Annotated in this window: 16 protein-coding genes; 11 read left to right on the top strand and 5 right to left on the bottom strand. The window is 71.3% G+C overall.

Features of this window, described 5'->3' with window-relative positions:
- The first annotated feature begins 42 nt into the window (after window positions 1-42).
- From AC3DE3_RS02725 to AC3DE3_RS02710, 4 genes are all read left to right on the top strand, one after another.
- Window positions 43-1,278 (top strand): glucose-1-phosphate adenylyltransferase family protein, encoded by a 1,236-nt coding sequence (locus AC3DE3_RS02725; protein WP_260487886.1) that lies wholly within the window; start codon window positions 43-45, stop codon window positions 1,276-1,278.
- An 80-nt stretch (window positions 1,279-1,358) separates the two neighbouring features.
- The gene (locus AC3DE3_RS02720; protein ID WP_488368865.1) at window positions 1,359-2,345 is read left to right on the top strand and encodes an LLM class F420-dependent oxidoreductase; all 987 of its coding nucleotides are present in this window, start codon (window positions 1,359-1,361) and stop codon (window positions 2,343-2,345) included.
- 113 nt (window positions 2,346-2,458) lie between these two features.
- Window positions 2,459-3,688, top strand: coding sequence for an acetyl-CoA hydrolase/transferase family protein (locus AC3DE3_RS02715; RefSeq protein ID WP_488369094.1), 1,230 nt, complete (start codon window positions 2,459-2,461; stop codon window positions 3,686-3,688).
- Between the two features lie 94 nt (window positions 3,689-3,782).
- Window positions 3,783-4,751, top strand: a complete 969-nt coding sequence (locus AC3DE3_RS02710; protein ID WP_488368864.1) for a hypothetical protein — start codon at window positions 3,783-3,785, stop codon at window positions 4,749-4,751.
- 84 nt (window positions 4,752-4,835) lie between these two features.
- Here AC3DE3_RS02710 and aqpZ read toward each other — a convergent pair whose 3' ends face one another.
- From aqpZ to AC3DE3_RS02695, 3 genes are all read right to left on the bottom strand, one after another.
- Window positions 4,836-5,612 (bottom strand): aquaporin Z, encoded by a 777-nt coding sequence (gene aqpZ, locus AC3DE3_RS02705; RefSeq protein ID WP_488368863.1) that lies wholly within the window; start codon window positions 5,610-5,612, stop codon window positions 4,836-4,838.
- Between the two features lie 156 nt (window positions 5,613-5,768).
- Complete coding sequence (locus AC3DE3_RS02700; protein ID WP_488368862.1) at window positions 5,769-6,551, bottom strand: SIR2 family NAD-dependent protein deacylase; 783 nt, start codon at window positions 6,549-6,551, stop codon at window positions 5,769-5,771.
- Entirely contained in the window at window positions 6,548-7,228 is a 681-nt protein-coding gene (locus AC3DE3_RS02695) for an Rv1157c family protein (RefSeq protein ID WP_260487879.1), read from the bottom strand. Before AC3DE3_RS02695 ends, AC3DE3_RS02700 begins: the two co-directional genes overlap by 4 nt.
- A gap of 354 nt (window positions 7,229-7,582) precedes the next feature.
- Here AC3DE3_RS02695 and typA point away from each other — a divergent pair, with 354 nt between their 5' ends.
- From typA to AC3DE3_RS02675, 4 genes are read left to right on the top strand one after another with little or no spacing between them, the layout of a single operon-like run.
- The gene (gene typA, locus AC3DE3_RS02690; protein ID WP_488368861.1) at window positions 7,583-9,505 is read left to right on the top strand and encodes a translational GTPase TypA; all 1,923 of its coding nucleotides are present in this window, start codon (window positions 7,583-7,585) and stop codon (window positions 9,503-9,505) included.
- Window positions 9,506-9,515: 10 nt separating this feature from the next.
- Complete coding sequence (locus AC3DE3_RS02685) at window positions 9,516-11,375, top strand: ABC transporter family substrate-binding protein (protein ID WP_488368860.1); 1,860 nt, start codon at window positions 9,516-9,518, stop codon at window positions 11,373-11,375.
- Window positions 11,372-12,268, top strand: a complete 897-nt coding sequence (mshB, locus tag AC3DE3_RS02680) for an N-acetyl-1-D-myo-inositol-2-amino-2-deoxy-alpha-D-glucopyranoside deacetylase (protein WP_260487873.1) — start codon at window positions 11,372-11,374, stop codon at window positions 12,266-12,268. The genes AC3DE3_RS02685 and mshB overlap by 4 nt, the downstream gene beginning before the upstream one ends.
- A complete protein-coding gene (locus tag AC3DE3_RS02675) occupies window positions 12,265-12,666 on the top strand; it encodes a hypothetical protein (protein ID WP_488368858.1) in 402 nt (133 codons plus the stop codon). Before mshB ends, AC3DE3_RS02675 begins: the two co-directional genes overlap by 4 nt.
- On the opposite strand, the gene AC3DE3_RS02670 is transcribed toward AC3DE3_RS02675, so the two are convergent.
- Complete coding sequence (locus AC3DE3_RS02670; RefSeq protein WP_488368857.1) at window positions 12,637-14,301, bottom strand: PH domain-containing protein; 1,665 nt, start codon at window positions 14,299-14,301, stop codon at window positions 12,637-12,639. The two genes, AC3DE3_RS02675 and AC3DE3_RS02670, sit on opposite strands and share 30 nt — an antisense overlap.
- A complete protein-coding gene (locus AC3DE3_RS02665; protein WP_260487867.1) occupies window positions 14,298-14,975 on the bottom strand; it encodes a PH domain-containing protein in 678 nt (225 codons plus the stop codon). The genes AC3DE3_RS02670 and AC3DE3_RS02665 overlap by 4 nt, the downstream gene beginning before the upstream one ends.
- Window positions 14,976-15,074: 99 nt before the next feature.
- Between AC3DE3_RS02665 and AC3DE3_RS02660 the strand changes: the two genes are divergently transcribed.
- From AC3DE3_RS02660 to dapC, 3 genes are all read left to right on the top strand, one after another.
- Entirely contained in the window at window positions 15,075-17,654 is a 2,580-nt protein-coding gene (locus tag AC3DE3_RS02660; RefSeq protein WP_488368856.1) for a bifunctional FO biosynthesis protein CofGH, read from the top strand.
- Window positions 17,655-17,740: 86 nt separating this feature from the next.
- Complete coding sequence (fdxA, locus tag AC3DE3_RS02655) at window positions 17,741-18,064, top strand: ferredoxin (RefSeq protein ID WP_067718452.1); 324 nt, start codon at window positions 17,741-17,743, stop codon at window positions 18,062-18,064.
- 5 nt (window positions 18,065-18,069) lie between these two features.
- Complete coding sequence (gene dapC, locus AC3DE3_RS02650; protein WP_488368855.1) at window positions 18,070-19,182, top strand: succinyldiaminopimelate transaminase; 1,113 nt, start codon at window positions 18,070-18,072, stop codon at window positions 19,180-19,182.
- Window positions 19,183-19,246: the final 64 nt, after the last annotated feature.

Here is a 19,246-nt window from a genome sequence, read left to right as displayed (position 1 = left end):
ACGGGGTGGGGTACCCGCAGCCCACCGGAGAGGAGTTCCCGCATGGCGCCCTTATCGGCGGTCACCATCGTCCTCGCGGGCGGGGCCGGGTCGCGGCTGCGCGCACTGACCAGGGACCGGGCCAAGCCGGCGGTACCGTACGGGGCCGGGTACCAACTGATTGATTTCTCCTTGAGCAACGCCGCCAACTCGGGACTCCGGGACGTCTGGGTGGTGCAGCAGTTCCATCCGGTGTCCCTGGGATCCCACCTGCGCAGTGGCCGCCCCTGGGACCTCGATCGACTCGACGGCGGCCTGCTCGTACTGCACCCGTCGCAGGGCACGGGCCGGGACGGTTTCCACTCCGGGACCGCGGACGCACTGTGGAAGCAGGTCGAACCCCTGCGGGAGGCGGCGCCGGACGTGACGGTGGTCGTCAGTGCGGACGCCGTGTACCGACTCGACTACGACGAGTTGGTCCGCGACCACCTGAACTCGTTCGCCGAGCTCACCATGGTCACCACGCGGGTGGCCCCCGAGGACGCCTCCCGCTACGGGGTCGTCCGCGTGGGCGAGGACAGGACCGTCACCGGGTACCGCTACAAGCCGGACGCCCCCGAGGGCGACCTGATCTGCGCGGAGATCTTCGTCTTCAACACCGCCGCCCTCATCAGCCGACTCGAACGTGCCCACGAGGACGTCGTCTCGGCGGGGGGCGACTCCGACATGGGCGACATCGGGGACAACGTGCTGCCCGCCATGGTCGAGGCCGGGCATGCCCGTGAGTGGAGGCACGAGGGCTACTGGCGGGACGTGGGGACCGTCGAGTCCTACTGGGCCGGGCACATGGACCTGCTCGGCGAGCCCCCTGTCCACGAGCTCGATGTCCCGGGTTGGTCGCTTCGTTCCGCCTCGACCTACAGCGGGCCGGCGAGGGTCGGGGAGACGGCGGAGGTGTCCGGCTCGCTGCTCGGTCACGGTGCGGTCGTCCACGGGGCGGTCGAGCATTCCGTCGTGGGGCCCGGCGCCGTCATCGAGACGGGGGCGCGGGTCCGCGACAGTGTGGTCCTGCCCGGAGCCGTGGTCCGGTCCGGGGCGCGCGTGGAGACCGCGGTCGTCGACGCCGACGTGGAGGTCCCCGTCGACGCGAGGATCGGCGAGCACCAGGCCGGTGCGACCGAGACGACAGTGCGCGTCGCACTGTTGGGGACCGCTCCGGACGGTCCCCGTCCGCCGGGGTTCACCCTGGACCCGGGGACCCTCGATCCGCCAGACGACGACGAGGACCGCACCCTCTGATCCGGCGGCGTCGGATCCCCGGTCCGAACCGGTGGTGAGGTCGGCCACCCGGGACCTGTCGTCGGGCTAGGCTCGCGCACATGCGATTCGGACTCTTCCTGCCCCAGGGTTGGCGCCTCGATCTGGTCGACGTGCCGGCCGCCCGTCACTGGCCCGTCATCTCCGACCTGGCAGCCCGCGCCGACGCCGGGCCGTGGGAGTCGCTGTGGGTGTACGACCACATGCACACCTCGCCGCTCACGTCGACCGAGGCGACCCACGAGGCGTGGAGCCTGATGTCGGCCCTGGGTGCGACCACGTCCCGGGTCCGGCTCGGGCAGATGTGCACCTGCATCGGCTACCGGAACCCGGCACTGCTGGCGAAGATCGCCGCGACGGTCGATCACATCTCCGGCGGCCGGGTGGAGATGGGGATCGGGGCGGGCTGGTACGAGCACGAATGGCGCGCGTACGGCTACGGTTTCCCCTCGGCGGGCGAGCGACTGGCGATGCTCGACGAGGGCGTACGCATCATGACGCAGGCGTGGTCCGACGGCGTCGTCTCGCTGAACGGCGAGCACTACCGGGTCGACGGGGCGATCGTCCAGCCGCAGCCCCTGCAGGAGGGCGGCATCCCGATGTGGATCGCGGGCGGGGGCGAGCGGAAGACTCTCCGGACAGCGGCCCGGTACGCCGACTACACCAACTTCGACGGCACCGCGGAGGGCTTCGCCCACAAGTCACGGATCCTGCGCGGGCACTGCGAGGACATCGGGCGGGATCCGGCCGAGATCACCAGGACCGCGAACTACAACGTGGCGATCGGGGAGACGGAGAAGGACGTCGAGGATCGGCTGGCGACGCTGAAGGACCGGTTGGCGAAGCACGTCGGGGCTGACGAGGCCGAACGCCAACTCGGCGCCTACCGCGGCCTTCCGGCCGTGGGGACACCGGAGCAGATCATCGAGAAATTGTCCGAGCTCAAGGCGCTCGGAATGGAGTACGGCGTCTTCTACTTCCCCGAGATCGCCACCGACACCTCCGGGCTCGACCTGTTCGAGCGCGAGGTCATCCCGGCGCTGGCCTGAGCCCACTCGGCGCATCCCGCGCCCCGGTCAACGAGAGCAGGTGCCCTGTGACGAGGAACGTCGAGTACGAGGAACTCCCGGCGGAAGCGGTTCTCGACCACGTCACGCCGGGGATGCACGTAATCGTCCCCATCCAGAACGCCGCCCCGCCGGCGCTGCTCCGCGCACTGGACTCGGGGGCCGACGGTCTGGAGGACGTGACCATCCACCACATGGACCCGTGGGAGTCCCTGCCGTTCATGGAGGGTGCGTACCCGGGCAGGCTCCGGCACGTCGACTACTTCCTCGGGCGCGGGTCGCGGGAGAACTTCCACCGGGGCCACTGCGACCTGATCCCGGTCGACTTCGCGCAGGTGCCCGCGACCCTGCGGGAATTCTCGCCTCCCGGGTTGGCGATCACCACCGTGTCGGAGATCGACGAGCACGGCTTCTTCTCGATGGGCACCAACGCCGACTACGTTGCCTCGTTCATCGGGCAGGTGCCGTTCTTCGTCGAGGTCAATTCCCAGATGCCCCGCACCTTCGGGCGCAACCACATCCACATCTCGCAGGTCGCGGGCGTGACCCGCAATGACACCCCGATGATCACCATGGAGGCACCGCCGCCGGGGGACATCGACAACGCGATCGCGGAGATCATCGCCGAGCGGGTCCCCGACGGCGCCTGTCTCCAGCTGGGGGTCGGCAGGCTGCCCAACGCTTTCCTGTCGCGGCTGGCCGGGCACCGGCATCTGGGGATCCACACAGAGGCGTTGTCGGACGGGGTGATGGACCTCGTCGAGGCCGGTGTGGTGGACGGCTCCCGCAAGACCGGTCGACCGTTCAAGCACGTCACCACGTTCGCTCTGGGATCGCAGCGACTCATGGACTGGCTCCACAACAACCCGTCGGTGGCGATGCTCCCGGTGGACATCGTGAACGACCCGAGAGTGATCGGCCAGGAGCACAACCTCTATTCGATCAACGCGACCAGCGAGGTGGACCTGTTCGGCCAGGCGGCCTCGGAGACCATCGGTGGCCGCTACTGGTCCGGTGCCGGGGGACAGGCCGACTTCGCCCGCGGGTGCACCTTCTCTCCGGGAGGTCACGGGTTCATCGTGACGCCGTCCCAGACCTCCAAGGGCGTCAGCCGGATCTCGCTGTCACTCACGCCCGGCAGTCCGGTCACGACCCACAAGAACATCATCGAGAACGTCGTCACGGAGTTCGGTATCGCGGAGCTGAGGGGCAAGTCGGTCGCCGGACGGGCCGCGGCACTGATCGCCATCGCGCACCCCGATCATCGCGAGCGGCTCAGCAGGGAGGCGAGGGAGGCGGGCCTGCTCCCTCGTGCCCACCACTAGGCGGCTGGACGAGCGGTGGCACCCGACCGGTGGCACCCGTCTGGGGGCGGGGTTACGTTCCTGAAGCAACCCGACCCCTGAAAGGGAGGCAGCTGTGGACCCCATCATCTGGATCATCATCGGGGTGATCGCGCTGATCGTCGTCATCGCGCTCATCGCGATGGCCATCAGGAGCAGCAACCGCAAGAAGCTCACCGAGGCCGCGGAACTGCGGCGCACCGCGCGTGAACGCGAGAACCAGCTCGAACAACAGGATGCCGTCGCCCGCCAGCAGGAGCACCGCGCGAGCGCCGCTCAGCAGGAGGCCCGTGCCAAGGCCGCGGAGGCCGACAAGCTCCGCGCCGAGGCCGAGCAGCAGCGTGGTGCCGTAGACGAGCAGAAGCACGACGTCCGGCGGATGGAACAGACTGCCCACAAGCTCGACCCCAAGGGCCGGGCCGATGACCTCAACCGCGACCGCGACCGCGACGGCGGCCGTGGCCCGGGCCATGACGACCGTCACGATGGCCGTGGTCTCGGCCATGACGACCGTGGCGGCGACCGTGGCCCGGGCCATGACGACCGTCACGATGGCCGTGGTCTCGGCCATGACGACCGTGGCGGCGACCGTGGCCTGGGCCATGACGACCGTCACGATGGCCGTGGTCTCGGCCATGACGACCACCTCGGTGACCACGATCGCGGCATGACCCCCGGTGACAGGGTCTCCGACGAGGGGCGAGGCGGCGTCACCGATCGAGGTGTCGCGTCCGGTGCCGGTACTCACGCCGGCACCGGAGCCGGGGTGGGCTCCTCCGCGGCTCCCGGGGCCGGGATCGGTTCGGGCACCCATGCCCACGGGCCGGGCACCGGGACCTCGGGGGGCACCGGGGTCGGCATGGGTGACGTGGGCGGGCGCCACGCCAGGGCCGACGATCCCGCTGGTTCCGACCGGCTCGGAGAGACGGGGCGCGGGAGCGTGACACCGGGAGACACCGTCGACCCCGATGTCCGACGGGACGAGAAGCCGGGGATCGTGGACAAGATGCTGGGCCGGACCGACCGGGATGAACCCCGGCGCTGACCCGACGGGCCGCCACCGCACCGCGGATCGGCCTGACGCAGGAGGGCCCGCTGGAGACGCTCGTCTCCGGCGGGCCCTCCTGCGTCAGGCCGAGACGGACGCGGATCGGCCGTTCGCGGCGCGACCGCCGAACAACGGGCCGTACAGCGCGCCCGCGATGAGCGCACCGACGATCGGGGCCACCCAGAACAGCCACAGCTGGCCAGGTGCGCCGCCGCCGTTGAAGAACGCCACCGCCGTCGACCGTGCCGGGTTCACCGATGTGTTGGTGATGGGGATGGAGATGAGGTGGATCAGCGTCAGCGTGAGGCCGATGGCCGCGGGCGCGAAGCCGACGGGGGCCCGGCGATCGGTGGCGCCGAGGATGACCCACACGAAGAGGGCCGTGAGCACGATCTCGATGAGCAGAGCAGAGAGCAGACCGTAGCCATCGGGCGAGTTGGCCCCGTAACCGTTGGCGGCCATGCTGCCGGTGGCCTCGAACCCGTCCTTGCCGCTCGCGACCACGAGGATCAGCGCGCCCGCGACCAGACCTCCGACGACCTGACTGACGATGTAGACGGGGGCCTTGGCCCAGGGCAGGCGGCCGGCGACCGCGGCGCCGATGGTCACGGCGGGGTTGAAGTGGCCACCCGAGATGTGTCCGAACGCGTATGCGGCGGTGAGGACGGTGAGCCCGAACGCGATCGCGACACCGAGGTAGCCGACGCCGACGGGAATGTCACCGGTATCGGCGGTGGCGATCTGGACCGCCGCGAACACGGCGGTGCCGCAACCGCCGAGGACGAGCCAGAACGTGCCGATCACCTCGGCGGCGATGACCGAGGTGATGGAGGGGACGGATGGGGATGAATCAGACATGGCGTGATCTCCGGTCCTGACCTCCGCGTGAACGGAGGAGCGGGAACACCGGGCGTGGGTCCCTGCGCGCTACGCTAGCGCGCCCTCCCGGCCCCAGGGAGGTTTCCGCCAGCCGTTCGTGCGGCGGCTCGGGGAGGGGAGTGCGGCCCGAATGGCTCAGGGGGACAGGAGGACGGGCAGTGCCTGACCTGCGGTCGCCCGCACCCGGACCGCGAGCTCGGATCCGAGTCCCGACGGGCCGGGGTTCACCTCGATCACCGGCACCTGCGCATCCGCCGCGAGACCGGGCAACGACGCCGCGGGATGGACCAGGCCGGAGGTCCCGACGACGAGCACCGCGGCAGCCGAGGTGACCGCGTCGACGGCCGCGTCCCAGGGCCGGCCGGGGAGCATCTCGCCGAACCACACCACACCCGGACGGGCCCGCCCACCACACCGGTCGCAGGCCGGCGGGGTGAGGCGGTCGACCGGCTCGGCGGGAGGAGGACCGACGTCCATCGGTGTACCGCAGGTATCACAGCGGTGGGCGAACAGGCTGCCGTGGACGTGGTGGACCCGGCTGGAACCAGCGCGCTCATGCAGGTCATCGACGTTCTGGGTGACCACCACGACGTCCCGGTACGCTTCGGCGCGGGCGACCGCGACGTGCCCGTCGTTCGGTCTCGCCCCCGAGACCAGGTGTTCGCGCCACCTGTACCAGGCCCACACGGTGTCGCGATCGCGGGCCCAGGCCTCCGGGGTGGCCAGAGCGGTGGGGTCGTACCGTTCCCACAGTCCCGTCCGGGCGTCGCGGAAGGTGGGCACGCCGCTCTCGGCGCTCATCCCGGCACCGCTGAGAACGACCAGAGGCCCGTCGCCGGCAAGGGCGAGACGGGCCTCGGTCAGGTCCTGGTCTGGGACGGCGCTGCGCCCGACGGGCGCGCCACCGTCGCCGGTCACCGGACGAACGCGGTCCCCACGGTGGGGAAGGCGACGCAGTTCGCGGTCCCGCCGTCCTCCAGGTTCGTGGTGACCCCGCCCTGCAGGAGCATGAGGACCTGACCCGCGCCGGTGTCCGCGACGCCGTTGACCGTGGCCGGCCCGCCCTCGTTGATGCCGTTGTAGGTCAGGACGGTGGAACCGCGACGACCGTTGGAGATGTTGATCCACTCCACGGTCATGGGCTGGGCCTGCTGGGCCGCGACTCCCTCGGTACCCAGCGCGGTGAAGATGAAACCGAGCTTGCCGGGGTCGATGCCGGGAAGCGGGAGATCGGCCGGCCCGGGGACGGCGGTCGCGGCGCCGACGGCGGTCTGGTCGCCGCCGATGCACTGCTGCATGATCGTCGGGTACGCGAACTGCGCGATGACCGGGCCGTTCTCGGGAAGCGGGGTCCCGGGCTCGCCGGTGCCGCGGAAGAACCCGACGAGGCGGGCGATGGTGCCCCGCGTGTCCTCGGGGATCCACTGCTGCTCGGAGAGGTTCTCGATCGCCTGCAGCACGGGCTCGGTCGGACGTCCCAGTTCGTCGAGCGACTGCGCGCTGGCGGTGGCGGGTGCGGCGAGACCGACCGCGAGGGCGGCTACGGCACCGAGGCCGAGGGTCCGGAACGAGGTCCTGAGCGAGTGGCGGATCACTGGCGAGTCCATTCTTCGGCTGGGCGGGCGGACCGGCTGGCGGGCCGACCGGTCGACCGCTAGATATTCTCATAAGTGTCCCGAGTCACGGACACCGGGACTCGGATGGAGAGGCGATCTGGTGCTGATGTTACAGAAGTTGTGCGTGATGTAAATAACACCACCGTGGTGCTTCTGTCGGGAGCGTCTCACGATAGGGAGATCGTCCGGTATAGCAGGTAATGTGGATTCGCACGCGCGCTCGACCGGACGCGCCTGTGGATCGCGGCTGACACACGCCGCTGATTCCCATTACGCGCCCGGCGGCCCCGAGCCGCCCCGGGCGCGGTAAGCCTCCGAGGGAGAACCCAGCGTATGGCCTTGACCGAGTTCCGCAACGTCGCCATCGTGGCGCACGTCGATCACGGGAAAACGACACTCGTCGACGCGATGCTGCGTCAGTCCGGAGCGTTCGACGAACGCGCCGAGCTCGTGGACCGCGTGATGGACTCGGGTGACCTCGAGCGCGAGAAGGGGATCACCATCCTCGCCAAGAACACCTCCGTGCGCCGGCACGGCGCGGGGGCGGGTGGCGCGGACCTCGTCTTCAACATCATCGACACCCCGGGTCACGCGGACTTCGGCGGCGAGGTCGAGCGCGGACTGAACATGGTCGACGGCGTCGTCCTGCTGATCGACTCCTCGGAGGGCCCGCTGCCGCAGACCCGATTCGTTCTCCGCAAGGCGCTCGCCGCCTCGCTGCCCGTGATCATCGTGGTCAACAAGACCGACCGACCCGACGCGCGGATCGACGAGGTCGTCGAGGAGGCGCAGGACCTGCTCCTGGATTTGGCCTCCGACCTCGAGGACCCCGACGCCCAGGCCGCCGCCGAGCACGCCCTCGAGCTGCCCGTCGTGTTCGCCTCCGGGCGCGCCGGCAAGGCCTCCATCACCCAGCCGGCCAACGGCCAGGAGCCGGACGCGGAGAACCTCGACGACTTCTTCAAGCTCCTCTACGAGGTGATCCCCGCCCCCCGCGGCGACGCCGACGCCCCGCTGCAGGCCCACGTCACCAACCTGGACGCCTCCAACTTCCTGGGCCGGATCGGCCTGGTCCGCATCCACAACGGTCGACTGCGCAAGGGCCAGCAGGTCGCGTGGATCCACCACCTGCCGGACGGCGAGACGGAGACCAAGTCGGTCCGGATCTCGGAGCTGCTCGCGACCGAGGGCGTGGAGCGCGTTCCCACCGAGGAGGCCGTCGCCGGCGACATCGTGGCGGTGGCCGGCATCAGCGACATCATGATCGGTGACACCCTGGCCGATCCGGAGAACCCGGTCGCGCTGCCCGCCATCACCGTCGACGAGCCCGCGATCTCCATGACCATCGGCGTCAACACGTCGCCGCTCGCCGGCCGCAACGGCGGCACCAAGCTCACCGCGCGCATGGTCAAGGCCCGTCTGGACCAGGAGCTCGTGGGCAACGTCTCGCTCAAGGTCCTCGACACCGAGCGGCCCGACGACTGGGAGGTGCAGGGTCGTGGCGAGATGGCGCTGTCGATCCTCGTCGAGACCATGCGCCGCGAGGGCTTCGAGCTCACCGTGGGCAAGCCCCAGGTGGTCACCAAGCGCATCGACGGCAAGGTCCACGAGCCGATGGAGCACATGACCATCGACGTGCCGGAGGAGTACCTCGGCGCGGTCACCCAGCTCATGGCCGCCCGCAAGGGCCGCATGGAGCAGATGAGCAACCACGGCACCGGATGGGTCCGTATGGAGTTCCTGGTCCCCGCCCGCGGCCTGATCGGATTCCGCACCACCTTCATGACCGAGACCCGCGGATCCGGCATCGCCAACTCGGTGTCCGCCGGGTACGAGCCGTGGGTCGGGGAGATCCGCTCGCGCCACACCGGTTCCCTCGTGGCGGACCGGGCCGGAAAGGCCACCGCCTTCGCGCTACTGGGCCTCGCCGACCGCGGCGACTTCTTCATCGAGCCCGGCTCCGAGGTCTACGAGGGCGTCGTGGTGGGGGAGAACCCGCGCTCCGAGGACATGGACGTCAACATCACCAAGGAGAAGAAGCTCACCAACATGCGTGCGGCGTCCTCCGACGCGACGGAGACGCTGTCCAAGGCCCGCAACCTCTCCCTCGAGGAGGCCATGGAGTTCTGTGCCGGCGACGAGTGCGTCGAGGTGGGCCCGGACGCCATCCGCGTGCGCAAGGTCGCTCTGACCGCGACCGAGCGGGCCAAGGCCCGCAGCAAGGCCAAGTCGCGCGAGCAGCAGACCGTCGGCTAGACCGGTAACGATGACGACGAGGGGGGCGTCGGTGCGCCGGCGGGGTGCCGCCGTGCTGGGCGCAGCGCTCGCCCTCGTCGTCGTCGCCGGCTGCGTCGCCGACCCCCCGCCTCCGACGGTGGTGGGTGACGAACGCTCCGACGGTGCGTCGGTCAGCCTCACGGCCGGCGGTCTCCTGCTTGCGTTGAGCCGGGTCGAGGCGGGGTTCAACCCTCACCTCCTCGCGGACCAGGGCCTGGACACCGACCTCGTGGCCTCGCTGCTGTTGCCGAGTGCGTTCGTCCGGGGTGCCGACGGGGAGCCGGTGCTCAACCGGGACCTGTTGGTCTCCGCCGAACTCGTCCCCGGCGCTCCCTCCACGGTCCGGTACGCGATCGATCAGCAGGCACAGTGGTCCGACGGCGTCCCCGTGGCCGCCGAGGACTTCGAGTACCTGTGGCGGCAGATGACCAGCCAACCCGGCGTCGTCGACCCGGCCGGATACGAGAGGATCGTCGAGATCCGATCCGGCGCGGGGGGCAAGGTCGTCGACGTGGTCTTCGACTCCGTGCCGGAGCACTGGCAGGCTCTGTTCACGCACCTGCTGCCCGCCCACATCCTCAAGGGTGCCCCCGACGGGTTCCAGGGATCCATGCAGAGCCTGCCCGTCATGAGTGCCGGCCCGTTCATGATCCGCGCGGCCGACATCGGCCGGGGCGAGATCGAGTTCGTCCGCAACGACCGGTACTGGGCCCGCGCCCCCGAGCTCGACCAGATCGTCGTGCGACGGGCCACGGGCGCCGGCCAGCTCGGCGCCGCGTTGAGGGACGGACCCGGGTCGATGGCCCTGGTCTCGGCGAACCCGGTGGCGGCCGACGTCTCCTCGACGGTTCCGGGTGTCACCACCGCCCCGGTCGAGAGCGCGGCGCAACTCGAACTCGCGCTCAACGCGGTCGCCCCGGCGGTCACCGATCCCGCGGTCCGTCGCGCGGTCTCGGCGGCGATCGACCCCGAGGTGGTCGGGCGGATCGTCACCGGGGAGTCCGAGCCCACGGTGTCCTCGTTCCCGTTCCCGGAGCGATCCACCGACACCCCCACCGCCGACGAAGGGGTCGTCGAGCGCACGCTGACCGAGGCGGGGTTCACCCGCGCGGGCCCGCGGTGGCGCCGCGACGGGACCCCGCTGTCCGTCACCCTCGGGGTCGAGGCGTCGGACGACCGGGCCGTGACCGCCGCCTACACCGTCGCCGACCAACTGCGCGGCGCGGGGATCGGTGCCCGGGTGTGGGAACTCGACCCCGCGGCCCTCTATGCGGATGCGCTACCGCACGGGCTCGTCGACGGCGTGGTGGGCTGGCAGCGGGTCGACGGGCGGCCGGAGGTCGCGGCGGAGTCGCGCTTCGCCTGCGGAAGCCCTGCGGTCGTCCGCACGTCGGCGTCGGCGTCGGTGTCGGCGTCGGCGTCGGTCTCCCCGTCCCGCCTCCCGACCACGGTGACGAGCCTGATCCCACCCGAGCCGGACACGGGGGAGACCCCGGCGCCGCGGACGAGCGCCACGACGACGGTCACCTCCACCCCGACCACCCCGTCCCGCACCATCGGCCGCGGCGCGCCCGCACGGGCCGGCGACGTGGCCGGGATCTGCGATCCCGAGCTCGATCGCGTGCTCGGGGTGGCGGGTCCGGGAGGCGACACCGATCTGGCCGCCGCGGGCAACCGGGTCGCCGGGCTGGCCCTGCGCGTGCCGCTGGTCCGACCGTCCCTGCTGCTCGCCACCGACGGGGTGGACGTGAGCGGGGCGGATCCCGCACGGCCGGGCCTCGACGGACAGGGCCCGAGGCGGGTCACCGACGTGTTCGACACCGCACCCACCTGGAGGAGGACCGGATGACACCGTCCACCGCGACCCCGTCCGCGACCGGCCTGCGCGCCCTGTTCGTCCACGCCCACCCCGACGACGAGGCGATCACCACCGGCGGCACCATCGCCGCCCTGGTGGCCGCGGGCGCCGACGTCCGCGTGGTCACCTGCACGCTCGGAGAGGAGGGCGAGGTGCTCGGCGGCGAGCTGGCCGGACTCGTCGCGGACCGCGCCGACCAGCTCGGCGGGTACCGGATCGGCGAACTGGCCGGTGCACTGCGCGCACTCGGGGTGGGCCGCGCCCGGTTCCTCGGTGGTGCGGGCCGGTGGCGGGACTCCGGGATGGCCGGGACCCCGTCGGCCGACCACCCGCGCGCGTTCGTGGGATCGGGCAGGGAGGCGGTGGACGAGCTCGTGACCGTCCTCGACGATTTCCGGCCGCACCTCGTGGTGACCTACGACCCGAAGGGCGGCTACGGGCACCCGGATCACATCCGGGCCCACGAAGCGGTCCACGCCGCGATCGAGGAGGCCACCCATCGGCCGGACCGGGTGGCGTGGACCGTCACCGCGCGGTCCGAGGTCAGCCGGACCCACCCCGATCCGCCCCCGCACCTGCGCCACTCGGAGGACGACGAGCTGCCGTCCGTTGCGGATTCCCGGCTCACTCACCGCGTCCCGCTCGACGACGCGGACTACGCCGCCAAACTCGAGTCCCTGACGGCCCACGCGACGCAGCTCGAGCTGGTGCCCGGCCCCGAGGGCGAGCCGTGGTTCCTCGCGCTGACCAACGGGGTCCTGCAATCCGTCCCCCAGGTGGAGTGGTACATCGCGCGGGACCGCGCCGAGAGTGACGGGCCGTACGTCAAGTGCCAGCCGGGGTCCGCGCACCTGCTCGACGGGCTCGGCGAGGCGCGGTCGTGACCGCCGCCGCCCCGTCGGTGCGCCGGGCCCCCGCGGCTGAGCTGGCGATCGCCCTGGTACTGCTGGCGGTCGGCGCGGCGGCCAGCTGTGTGCTCGCGTCGGCGTGGCTGACCATGTACGTCGGTCCCGTGCCGCTCCCGATCAGCGTCCTCGCCGCCGGGGCCTGGTCGCTGTTCCTGGTCCGGGTCGCCTCGATGTGGTCGGACAGGAAGATCGTGGCGGCGTTCCCCGCCCTCGTGTGGATCCTCACGCTCGCCGCGATCAACCTGGGCCCCGGAGGCGACACGCCCGTGTCGATCGGCCTGCGGGCGCTCGCACTCCTCGCTTTCGGTGGCCTCATCCCGCTGTGGGTGGCCACCCTGCGGCCCTCACCCGTTCCGGACACCCATCGACGGTGAGACGCGGCCCTCGTGGGCCCCGGCGTGATTCCACACGTCAGTGATCCCGGGCGTCAGCGCCTCGGCCAGCGCCCACGCTTCGTCGGCATCGATGTCGACCACCGAATAGACGCCGTTGCCCGCGGGGGTCGCGGCAGACGCCGTCGCCACGCCGGCCGTCCGCTGGAACACCGACTGGGTCACGGTCCAGCCGATGATCCCGTCGGCCTCGAGGATCGAACGCTTGGCCGTCCACGATCCGCTGGACGTCACCAGCATGTCCGGCAGCAGGGCGTGTCCGAGCATGCGGATGCGGTCCACCGACAGCAGGAGGAAGAACACCAGAGCGGCGGGGATGCCCCAGCGAACCCAGATGTCTGCCGACGGGCCCGAGTCGATCCGGACCAGCACGATGACCCCGGCGACGACCCAGAACGGGAGCAGGCCGCGGGTGATGCGCCGACGGGCCGCTTTCCACGGGTGTCGCCGCAGAGGGACCGTCACCGGCGTCTCGTCACCCAGGATGCGGATCGCCACCCGACGCACGTCCTCGATCGGCGCCTGCGGCAGCAGGGTGGACGCGGTGGCGCCCTTCTTGGTGCCCGTCATGATGGGCTCGAGCCGGCCGCCCCCGAGCATCCGCAGGTAGACGGGCAACCGCAGCTCCACACCACGCAGCCGTGCCTTGTCCAGCGCGATGTGCTTGCGCCGCAGGACACCGTTCTGCACGTAGAGCAGTTGACCACGTTCGGTCAGCGCGTACTTGCCGTACCGGATGGCGTAGGTGATGACCGCCAGGACCCCGGCCACCATCCAGATCCCGATGCCCTTGCCGATGACCGCCCAAGGCTGCCCCAGCGAATCCAGCCAGGCGATGGTCCCCTCGACCACCGCCAGGCCCATGATGCGGTCGTGCATGTCGCCCATCTGCCAGGTGACGAGCCACAGGGAGAACAGGACACCGAACCCGATGAAGGAGAACGGTGCGAACCGCGACCAGGTCACCTTCCACCGGGCGATGTCCTCGCCATACTTCGACCCCCACTGCTCCTCGTCCTCCACGCCGAGGGACGGGTCCAGGGCCCGTCGGTGCTTGAGCAGCTCGTCGCGGAGTGGCTCGACCAGCGTGGTGTCGATGGCGTCGAGGCGGAACCGCTCGGCGTCGGACTTTCCGGAGTCGGCCCGCCCGGTCCCCACCTCCACGATCGAGACCTTGAGGACCCGGTGGAAGAGGTCGGATTCCGTGTCAACGCTGCGGATCCGCTGGCGGGCGACGGTGACCACCTGGCGACTGAAGAACCCCTTCTTCAGGATGATGTGCGTGCTGCCGACCTGATAGCTGGTCGACAGCCACCGGAGGACACCGCCGACGATCACCAGGGAGACGATGACGATCTCGAACCAGTAGTTGCTGCGGTTGGAACCCAGCCACAGCGAGATGAGGAAGAGCGGGAGGAGGCGGGTGAGCATCCCCAGCGGGTACACGAGCAGCATCCGCCAGGACAGGCGCTCCCAGGGGGCTGCCGGGTCGATCTTCCCCGCCACCGCGGGGTCGTCGGTGCCGGAGACCTCCTCCGCCGGTTCGGCCACGGGGGGCTGTGCGGTGTCGACGGAGGAGCCGACCTCGTCGTCGTCGTTGTCGTCCGGCCCGGTCACGTCCCGTCCTCCGAATCCAGGTTCGCGATCGCGATGAGGTGCTGGGCCAGGGTCTCCGCGTCGGCCAGGTTCAGACCCCGGATCTCCACCGTCCCCTGGGCGGACGCGGTGGAGGCGTTGACCGTCGCCAGTCCGAACCACCGCTCGAACAGGGTGCGCGTGGTGTACACGGTCTGCAGGCGGGCGAGCGGCGCGATCCGGAACTGGGTGGTCCACCAGCCCTTGCGGGAGCACACCGCGGTGTCGGAGACATCCCACCGCGCCACGACGTAGCGCCACCACGGCGCCACGACGATGCTCATGAACGCGAACGGGATCGTCACCGCGACGGCGACCCAGTTCCAGAACCCCATGACGTTGTCGCCCCAGAAGTACCACCCCACCTGCAGACCGGCGAGGACCGCCCAGGACCAGATCCCCTCCATCACCCACAGCAGCGGCGTGCGCTTCTCGATCCGGTGCCGGGGTGCGGTCACCAGTACCCGATTGGTGGTGAGCAGCGCGTCACCGGTGTCCGGCAGGGTGTCACCGCCACCCGGCAGCTCGCCGCCGGCGTCGCGCTCGTCGAGGGTCGGGCGCGGTTCGCGGAGCGCGTGCGCGCCCCCCTCGCCGGGGGCCGGGCTGGACACCAGGGGATCCCCGTTCGTGCGGAGGGGGACTGCGTGATCGGGCATGACGGTAAGACTAGTGGGAGGGAGCACACCGCAAGCCCCTGACCTCACGTGGAGCACGCCGTGCTCGCCGAGTCCCCGAGGTGGGGCATCATCACGGGCATGGATCACGTACCGACCCCCGCCGATCCCCAGCCCACGGCGTCGGCCATGCGGCGCGCCCTGCGCCGGGCCTCCGACGGGCTCACCCTGGACGTCACCGAGGCCGCCGTGCTGCTCGCCACGCGGGGCGAGGACCTGGCGCGGCTGACCTCCCTCGCCGCGGCCCGCCGGGACGCACGGCTGGTGGACGAGGGGCGCCCCGGGGTGGTGACGTACTCCCGCAAGGTGTTCGTCCCGCTCACCCGCCTGTGCCGGGACCGCTGCCACTACTGCACGTTCGTCACCGTGCCGGGCAGGCTCCGCGCGGCGGGCGAGGGCATGTTCCTCGACCCCGACGAGGTCATCGACCTGTGCCGCCGCGGTGCGCAGGCCGGGTGCAAGGAGGCCCTGTTCACCCTCGGGGACCGGCCGGAGGACCGGTGGCCCGAGGCCCGGGAGTGGCTCGAGTCCCGCGGCTTCTCCTCGACGCTGGACTACGTGCGCGCCATGGCCATCCGGGTGCTCGAGGAGACCGGGCTGCTGCCGCACCTCAACCCGGGCGTGATGAGTTGGTCCGAACTGTCCACCCTCAAGCCGGTCGCCCCGTCGATGGGCATGATGCTGGAGACCACCGCGACCCGGTTGTTCACCACCCCGGGCCAGTGCCACCACGGCAGCCCGGACAAGGACCCGGCGGTCCGGTTGCGCACCCTCACCGACGCGGGCCGCCTCGCCGTGCCGTTCACCACCGGGATCCTCGTGGGGATCGGCGAGAACCGCACCGAGCGCGCCGAGAGCCTGCTCGCGCTGGCCGGGCTCGCCCGCGAGTTCGGCCACCTGCAGGAGGTGATCGTCCAGAACTTCCGCGCCAAGCCGGACACCGCGATGCGCGCCGCGGACGACGCGGACACCGACGAGTTCCTCGCCGCGATCGCCGTCGCCCGACTGGTGCTCGACCCGCGCGTCGCGGTGCAGGCCCCGCCCAACCTCGTCGACCGCGACGACGTGCTGGCCCTGATCGACGCCGGTGTGGACGACCTGGGTGGCATCTCGCCGCTCACCCCGGACCACGTCAACCCCGAGCGCCCGTGGCCGCACCTCGACGAGCTCACCGCCGACCTGGCCGCGCGCGGGTGGACGCTGACCGAACGACTCACCGCGCACCCCCGGTACGTCGGTGCGGGAGACGCGTGGATCGACCCACGGGTGGCGGGCCACGTCCGTGCGCTGGCGGACCCGTCGAGCGGGCTCGCCGTGGTGGGGGACGACGACGAGGTGGTGCAGCCGCAGGGACGGCCCTGGCAGGAGCCCGACGACGACTGGGACTCGAGCGGACGGACCGATCTGCACACGGCGATCGACTCCGAGGGCCGCAATACGGACACCCGGTCGGACATCGGCGAGGCCTTCGGCAACTGGGACGTCATCCGGGCCCGCGCGGCGGAGCTGGGCGCGGCAGCGCTGACCCCCGAGCGGGCGGACTCCGAGGTCGTGGCGGCGCTCCGGGCGGCGGAGAACGACCCCGCCGGGCTCACCGACGAGCAGTACCTCGCCCTGGCGACCGCCACCGGGGACGGTCTGGCCGCCGTGGCGGGGCTCGCAGACCGGATCCGCGCGGACGTGGTGGGGGAGACGGTGACCTATGTGGTCAACCGCAACATCAACTTCTCCAACATCTGTTACACCGGCTGCCGCTTCTGCGCCTTCGCCCAGCGCAAGGGTGACGCCGACGCGTTCTCGTTGTCCGCCGCCGAGGTCGCCGACCGCGCGTACGAGGCATACGTATCCGGCGCGTCCGAGGTGTGCATGCAGGGCGGTATCGACCCCGACCTGCCGGTGTCCGGGTACGCCGACCTCGTCCGCGCGGTCAAGGCGCGGGTGCCGTCCATGCACGTCCACGCCTTCAGTCCCATGGAGATCTCCAACGGTGCCTCCCGATCCGGCGTGGGGGTTCGGGAGTGGCTCACCGAGCTCCGCGCCGCGGGGCTGGACACCATCCCGGGCACGGCGGCGGAGATCCTCGACGACGAGGTCCGGTGGGTGCTGACCAAGGGCAAACTGCCGGCCGCCGAGTGGATCGACATCGTCACCACCGCACACGAGGTGGGGCTGCGGTCGAGTTCGACGATGATGTACGGCCACGTCGACACCCCCCGCCACTGGGTGGCCCATCTGCGGACCCTGCGCGGCATCCAGGAGCGCACCGGAGGGTTCACGGAGTTCGTCCCACTGCCCTTCGTGCACCGCAGCGCGCCGCTGTACCTGGCCGGCGCCTCGCGGCCCGGACCGACCCGGGAGGACAACGTCGCGGTCCACGCCCTGGCGCGGATCATGCTGCACGGGGCGATCGACCACGTCCAGACGAGCTGGGTCAAGCTCGGGGTCGCGGGGACGCGCACCATGCTGCGGTCCGGCGCGGACGACCTGGGCGGGACCCTGATGGAGGAGACCATCTCTCGGATGGCCGGTGCCGAGAACGGCTCCGCCAAGACCCCGGAGGAGATCGAGGAGATCGCCACCGGCATCGGGCGCCCGGTCCGTCGTCGGGACACCGTCTACGGACCCGCCCACCAGCCCATCGGGGTGACCGTCGTCACATAGGTCCGCCCGCGCGCGGGGCGGCTTCCGCATCCGCGTGGCCTGTGACATACGATGCAGGTCATACCGCTACGAGGAAGGTGGCTGACGTGACCTACACGATCGCAGAGCCGTGCGTCGACGTGATGGACAAGTCCTGCGTCGAGGAGTGTCCTGTCGACTGCATCTACGAGGGTGGACGGATGTTGTACATCCACCCCGACGAGTGTGTCGACTGTGGAGCGTGTGAGCCGGTCTGTCCCGTGGAGGCCATCTTCTACGAGGACGACGTCCCGGACGAGTGGACCGAGTACAACGCCGCCAACGCGGACTTCTTCGTCGAGCTCGGATCGCCGGGTGGCGCGGCCAAGGTCGGCAAGGTCGATTACGACCACCCGATGGTCAAGGCGCTCCCGCCCATGAACCAGGAGTGACCCCGGTGGTGTCGCGCCCGGAGCGTCGACCGCCCGGGCGCGCGCTCCCGGTGTTCCCCTGGGACACCCTGTCAGGCGCGCGATCACGCGCCTCGGCCCACCCGGACGGTCTGGTGGACCTCACCGTCGGCACGCCCGTGGACCCGGTCGCCCCGGTGATCCGCGAGGCGCTCGCCGCCGATTCGGACCGGCCCGGATACCCCACGACCGTCGGCACCCCCGCCCTTCGGCGGGCCGCGGTCGACGCGCTCGAGCGCCGATACGGCGTCACGGGTCTGACGCCCGACGCCGTCCTGCCGGCGATCGGGACCAAGGAACTCATCGCGGGCCTGCCGGCCCAGCTGGGGCTGGGGCCGGGCCACACGGTCGTCGTGCCCGAGGTCGCCTACCCGACCTACGAGGTCGGGGCACTGCTGGCGGGCGCCACCGTGGTCCGGGCCGATTCGCTCACCCAGCTCGGCCCGTCCTCGCCGACCCTGCTGTATCTCAACTCGCCGTCGAACCCGAGCGGCAAGGTGCTCGGGGTGGACCACCTGCGCAAGGTGGTCGTCTGGGCACGCGATCGCGGCGTGATCGTCGCCTCCGACGAGTGCTACCTCGGTCTGGTGTGGGAGGGCGAGGCGCCCTCGATCCTGGATCCCCGCGTCTCCGACGGCGACCACACCGGCCTCCTCGCACTGCACTCGCTGTCCAAGACCTCCAACCTCGCGTCGTACCGCGCCGGGTTCGTCGCGGGCGACCCCGCCCTGATCGCCGAACTGCTCGCGGTGCGCAAGCATGCCGGGATGATGATGGCTCTGCCCGTCCAGTCGGCGATGACGGCTGCGCTGGGCGACGACGCCCACGAGGCCGAACAGCGCGAGCGGTACCGGGCCCGCCGTGAACGCCTGCTGCCGGCGGTCGAGGCGGCCGGATTCCGGATCGACCACTCCGAAGCCGGGTTGTACCTGTGGGCCACCCGCGAGGAGCCGTGCCGCGACACCGTGGACTGGTTCGCCGAACGCGGGGTGCTGGTCGCGCCGGGCGAGTTCTACGGACCCGCCGGGGCGCGGCACGTCCGCATCGCGCTCACCGCCACCGACGCCACGGTGGACGAGGCCGTGCGCAGACTGGGCTGACCGGGCCTCCCGCGTCGCCCGGTCTCCCGGGTGGCGCGGCCTCCCGCGTCGCCCGGGCCTCCCG

The sequence above is a fragment of the Dietzia sp. IBK-p2-16D genome (assembly GCF_057773085.1).
The sequence above is the reverse complement of the archived record's forward strand: the minus strand, read 5'-3'. Positions and strand labels throughout refer to the sequence as shown.